Source organism: Arthrobacter sp. 9V (assembly GCF_902506065.1).
GTDB lineage: Bacteria > Actinomycetota > Actinomycetes > Actinomycetales > Micrococcaceae > Arthrobacter.
In genome coordinates this window covers 1-1,051 of sequence record NZ_LR732961.1, presented here as the reverse complement: position 1 = coordinate 1,051, position 1,051 = coordinate 1, and the positions used below count along the sequence as shown (strand labels likewise).

1 protein-coding gene and 1 pseudogene are annotated in these 1,051 nt (G+C 73.7%); both read left to right on the top strand.

The window, feature by feature from the left end; translation table 11 throughout:
* Positions 1-615 (top strand): spermidine synthase (locus BACI9J_RS22765; protein ID WP_159736657.1); only part of this gene is annotated, 615 nt, incomplete at its 5' end.
* A 108-nt stretch (positions 616-723) separates the two neighbouring features.
* Positions 724-1,051: pseudogene (locus tag BACI9J_RS22760) on the top strand (hypothetical protein); the annotation flags it as partial.

The window sequence follows — 1,051 nt, the reverse complement described above, 5'->3', positions numbered from 1 at the left end:
CTGACCCTGCCCCGCTACGTCGCCGTGACGCGTCCGGGTTCGCGGCAGCAGGTCATCGAGCTCGAGCGCGACCTGGTCGAGCACGTGCGCGAGGCCCTGCCGTTCCCCCGCGGCGCCTCGATCCGGGTGCGGTACGGCGACGCCCGCGAGGTCCTCGGCAAGCTGCCCGCCGGCCTGCGCGGCACGGTGGACCTGGCGGTGGTGGACGTGTTCGGCGGTTCGCAGATCCCCGCCCACGTGACGAGCGTCGAGTTCTACCGCGAGGTCGCCGCGTTCCTGTCGCCGACGGGCATCGTCGCGGTGAACGTGGCCGACGGCGCCGGGCTGGCCTTCGCCCGCGGACAGGCGTCGACCCTGCAGTCGGTGCTGCCCTCGGTCGCCGCGGTCGCGGACACCGGGATGCTCAAGGGCCGACGGTTCGGCAACATCGTGCTGCTCGGCTCGCCGACCGACCTGCCGGTGGCGGACATGCCCAGGCGGTACTCGTCGGACCCGATGCCGGCGAAGGTCGTGCACGGAGCGGAGCTCCGCTCGTTCATCGCCGGAGCGCCGATCGTCACCGACCAGACGGCGGTCGCGTCCCCCGAGCCGAACCGGAGCGTGTTCGGGGGCTGACGCCCGCGCGGGGCCTCGCCGGGGACGGACTTCGGGCGTTCGGCCGGTCCGGCTGTCAGGATGGTCTGAACGACCGCGCAGGTGCGCGACCGAGCGATGGGAACCCTGATGACGAACGACGACCGGAACGACCAGGACCGGACGGGCGACGGCCAGGCGCCGAGCTGGGGCGAAGCCCCGCAGCAGCGGCCCGACGCCGACGCCCCGCGGTACGGCGAGCGGGTGGACCCGACGCCGACCTCGACCCCGCAGTACGGCGAGCAGTACGGGCAGGGCCAGCAGCAGTACGGCCAGCCGAACGGCGAGCAGCAGGGTCAGTACGGGCAGCAGCAGTACGACCAGCCGTCGAGCACGCCGAGCTGGAACGACCAGCAGCGTCACGAGCAGGGCCACGACCAGCAGCCGTACGCCGCCGCGCCGTCGCACTCCGGTGCCC